Origin of the sequence: Streptomyces silaceus, from assembly GCF_001419745.1 — a bacterium.
Taxonomy (GTDB): Bacteria; Actinomycetota; Actinomycetes; order Streptomycetales; family Streptomycetaceae; genus Streptomyces; species Streptomyces silaceus.
Map to the genome: position 1 here is coordinate 1 of NZ_LIRJ01000631.1, position 3944 is coordinate 3944.

The following is a 3944-nucleotide window of genomic DNA, read 5'->3' on the forward strand; positions in this document are numbered from 1 at the left end:
CTCCCCCGCCGTCCCGGCCGTCGCCGGTCTGCTCGCCGTCGCCGGCGTCACCAGCGCCGTCTGGGCCTGGGCCCCGCGCCCCGAGCCCGCCGGGCACGTCCGTGTCGCCGTCGTCCAGCCCGGTGTCATCGACGGGATCTCCAGTGGCGACAAGCGGCTGGCCCGCGAGGAGGCGCTGACCCGCTCGCTCGTGGGGAAGGATCCGGACCTCGTCGTCTGGGGCGAGAGCAGCGTCGGCTACGACCTGGCCGACCGGCCGGACATCGCGCGCCGGATCGCCGCGCTCTCCCGCGAGGTCGGCGCGGACATCCTCGTGAACGTCGACGCGCGCCGCTCCGACCGCCCCGGCATCTTCAAGAGCTCCGTCCTGGTCGGCCCGGACGGTCCCACCGGCGACCGCTACGACAAGATGCGGCTCGTGCCCTTCGGCGAGTACGTCCCCGCGCGTTCCCTCCTCGGCTGGGCCACCTCCGTCGGCAAGGCCGCGGGCGAGGACCGCAGGCGCGGCGACCGGCAGGTGGTGATGGACGTGGGGCACGGCCTGCGGGTCGGTCCGCTGGTCTGCTTCGAGTCGGCGTTCCCGGACATGAGCCGCCGCCTCACCCGCGACGGGGCACAGCTGCTGCTCGCCCAGTCCGCCACGTCGACGTTCCAGGACAGCTGGGCGCCCGACCAGCACGCCTCGCTCGCGGCGCTGCGGGCCGCCGAGACGGGCCGCCCGATGGTGCACGCCACGCTGACCGGCGTCTCCGTGGTCCACGCCCCGGACGGCTCGCGCGTCGGCGCCCCGCTCGGCACCTCGGCGAGCGCCGCGCGCGTCTACGACGTACCGCTGGCCAAGGGCACGACCGCGTACGTGCGCTGGGGCGACTGGCCCGTGCACGCCGCGCTCCTCGTGCTCGCGGCGCTGTGCGCGGCCGGCGGCGTACGGGCGCTCAGGCGCCCCGGGCCTGCTCCTGAGCCGCGAGCACCACGCGCTCGCACAGCTCATGGGTCGCCAGCGCGTCCCGGGCGCTGAGCACCTTGCCCGCGCGCACGGCGTCGAGGAAGGCGAGCACCACCTGCTCGATGCCGCGCTGACGGGCCACCGGCACCCAGTCGCCGCGCCGCCGCACGCTGGGCTGGCCCTTGTGGTCGACGACCTCGGCGAGGTTGAGCACCTGCCGCTTGGTGTCCTGCCCGGAGACCTCGAGGATCTCCTCGGTCGAACCGCTGAGCCGGTTCATCACGCCGAGCGCGGTGAATCCGTCGCCCGCGAGCTGCAGCACGACGTGCTCCATCAGGCCGTCGACGACACGGGCGCGCACGCCGACGTGGTCGATCGGCCCCGGCGCCAGGAACCGCAGCGTGTCCACGACGTGGATGAAGTCGTCGAGGACCAGCGTGCGCGGGTCCTCGGGCAGTCCGACGCGGTTCTTCTGCATCAGGATCAGCTCGCGCGGGTGCTCGGCGCACTGGGCGTACCCGGGGGCGTAGCGGCGGTTGAAGCCGACGGCGAGGCTGACGCCCCGGTCCTCGGCGAGCCGCACGAGCCGCTCGGAGTCGGCCAGTTCGTACGCGATGGGCTTGTCCACGTACGTCGGGACGCCCGCCTCGACGAGCCGCGTGACGATCTCCGGGTGGACGGCGGTCGGCGCGTGCACGAACGCGGCGTCGAGGCCCTGGGCGAGCAACGAGTCCAGGTCGGTGTGGCAGCGCTCGTCCGGGAGGTGGTGGACGCCGGCGACGCGGGCGAGCGTCGCGGGCGTGCGCGTCTGCAGGTGCAGTTCGACGCCGGGCTGGGTGGTGAGGACCGGCAGATACGCCTTCTGCGCGATGTCACCGAGTCCGATGCAGCCGATCTTCACCGCTGTCTCCCTACCGACCACTACCACTGGCCTACCGCTGTGCTGGTTCGCGACCCGTCGCCTCCGCGCTCCGCCCGGGCGCTCCGGTCGCCGTTCCCGCAGCATACGGGGCCTGCGGCGGCCGCCAGTCGGCGATGGAGGAGAAGCCCCGCATGATGAGGTTCGGGCCGAGTCGCGACGCCGTCGAGACGAGCGTGTTGCGTACGGCGATGAGCGGGGCGCTGGTGAGGTGGGTGACGCGGGAGGCGCGTGCGGCCCGTCGGACGATCTCCGTGGTGCGGGGGACGCGCGCCGCGCTGTAGGCGGCCGGTCCTGTCACCGGGTCGCCGCCGGGCGCGACGTGGTGGGCGAGGACGACGGCGTCCTCGATGGCCTGGTTGCCGCCCTGGCCGAGGCTCGGCGTCATGGCGTGCGCGGCGTCGCCGACGAGGGCGACCCGGCCGCGGTGGTAGTGGGCGAGCGGGGTCGGCAGGTGGCGGACGTCGTGGCGCAGGACGTCCGCGGGGCGCACGGCGGCGATCAGCGACGGAATCGGGTCGTGCCAGTCGGCGAACCGCCGTGCCAGTTCGGCCTTCTCGTCGTCGGGCGCCCTGCCGCCCGCGGGGACCCGGGCGGTGGCGTACGCGTAGATCCTGCCGTCCTTGAGCGGCTGGGTGCCCCACACTCCGCCGCGGCCCCAGGTCTCGTGCGGCGCGAAGGGCCTGTCGGGTGCGGGGATGACGAAGCGCCAGGTGGTGAACCCCGCGTACACGGGACCCGGGTGGGCGGGGAAGAGGGCCGCGCGCACGGCGGAGTTGATGCCGTCGGCGCCGACGACGAGGTCCGCCTCGATGTCGCCGTCGTCGGTGGTGACGACGGCGGGGCGGCCGGCGGCGCCGGGATCGGTGAGGCGGGCCGCGGTGCCGGTGCGCAGCGCCTGCTCGGGCAGCGCGGAGACCAGCAGGTCGACGAGGGTGGCGCGGTGCAGCAGCACCAGCGATCCGCCGTACGTCGCCTCGGCCTCGGCGGCGCTCGTGCGCACCAGCCAGCGGCCGCTCCGGGCCCGCATGCCGCCCTCACCCTGCCAGGCGGCGAGGGCGCGGACGCGGTCCCCGAGGCCGAGGACGTCCAGGGCGCGCTGCGCGTTGGGGGCGAGGCCGATGCCGGAACCGACCGGCTCCAGCGTGGCGGCACGCTCCAGGACCGTGACGCGCCATCCGGTCCGGTGCAGGCCGATGGCCGCGGTGAGCCCGCCGATGCCGCCACCGATGACGACGGCGTGGGGCTGCTGCTTCATGGCTTCCTCCTCTGCGGTCCCGCACACGTCCGCAGGCCGCGTGCGCGCCGCCCACCCCTTCACTACAGCTGTAGTGAGCGACAGGACGACCGTACTACACCTGTAGTGAGCGAGGTAGGGTTCCGTCATGTCCGTACGCAGCGCGGGAGGTCCCCGCACCGAACTGATCGCCGACACCGCCCTCGCCCTGCTCGTCGAACGCGGCATGCGCGGGCTCACCCACCGGGCCGTCGACGAGGCCGCGGGGCTGCCGCAGGGCTCGACGTCCAACCACGCGCGCACCCGGCTCGCGCTCCTGGAGACGGCGGTGCGGCGGCAGGCCGAGCGGGAGGCGGAGGTCCTCGCCCCCGCCCGGATGCCGGGCCCCGAGGCCGGGCGCGAGGCCCTGGCGGCGGGGCTCGCCCTGGCCCTGCACCGCTTTCTCGGCGGCGACCACCGCCACCTGCTCGTCTCGCGCTACGAGTTGGCCCTGGAGGCGACCCGCCGCCCGGAGCTGCGCAGCTATTACGACGCGGCGGGCGCCCGGTTCCGGGAGCCCCTGGAAGCCCTGATGCGCGCCGCCGGCTCCACGGACCCCGCGCGCCACACGCTCTCGCTGGTGGCGTGGTGCGACGGCCTGATGTTCTCGTGCGTGGCGGGCTCGTACCACGCGGCGACACCGACCGAGGAGGAACTGCGGAGCAGCGTGGGGGAGCTGTTGCGGGGGATGCTGGGGGACTGAGCCGGCCGGAGCCCGGAGCACGCCGGAGGCGGAACGCCCCGCCCCGCTCGGCGGCGCGCAGCCCCTCGCACACGGCGGCCCAACCCGACCAGGCTCACCC

Annotated in this window: 4 protein-coding genes; 2 read left to right on the top strand and 2 right to left on the bottom strand. The window is 75.2% G+C overall.

The window, feature by feature from the left end; genetic code table 11:
- The coding region (gene lnt / locus AOK22_RS38000; RefSeq protein WP_063795424.1) for an apolipoprotein N-acyltransferase at positions 1-1018 on the top strand (1018 nt) is incomplete at its 5' end.
- Here the strand turns inward: lnt and AOK22_RS38005 are convergent.
- Positions 936-1847, bottom strand: coding sequence for a Gfo/Idh/MocA family protein (locus tag AOK22_RS38005; protein ID WP_055703203.1), 912 nt, complete (start codon positions 1845-1847; stop codon positions 936-938). The two genes, lnt and AOK22_RS38005, sit on opposite strands and share 83 nt — an antisense overlap.
- A gap of 31 nt (positions 1848-1878) precedes the next feature.
- Positions 1879-3123: an FAD-dependent monooxygenase gene (locus AOK22_RS38010; RefSeq protein WP_055703204.1), complete on the bottom strand. Its 1245-nt coding sequence runs from the start codon at positions 3121-3123 to the stop codon at positions 1879-1881.
- A gap of 127 nt (positions 3124-3250) precedes the next feature.
- Here AOK22_RS38010 and AOK22_RS38015 point away from each other — a divergent pair, with 127 nt between their 5' ends.
- Positions 3251-3844, top strand: a complete 594-nt coding sequence (locus AOK22_RS38015; RefSeq protein ID WP_055703205.1) for a TetR/AcrR family transcriptional regulator — start codon at positions 3251-3253, stop codon at positions 3842-3844.
- The last annotated feature ends 100 nt before the right edge of the window (positions 3845-3944 follow it).

Excerpts from the sequence above, each read along its gene's own strand:
- AOK22_RS38015 (WP_055703205.1), top strand. The coding sequence starts at position 3,251 with ATGTCCGTACGCAGCGCGGGAGGTCCCCGCACCGAACTGATCGCCGAC.
- AOK22_RS38010 (WP_055703204.1), bottom strand. The coding sequence starts at position 3,123 with ATGAAGCAGCAGCCCCACGCCGTCGTCATCGGTGGCGGCATCGGCGGG.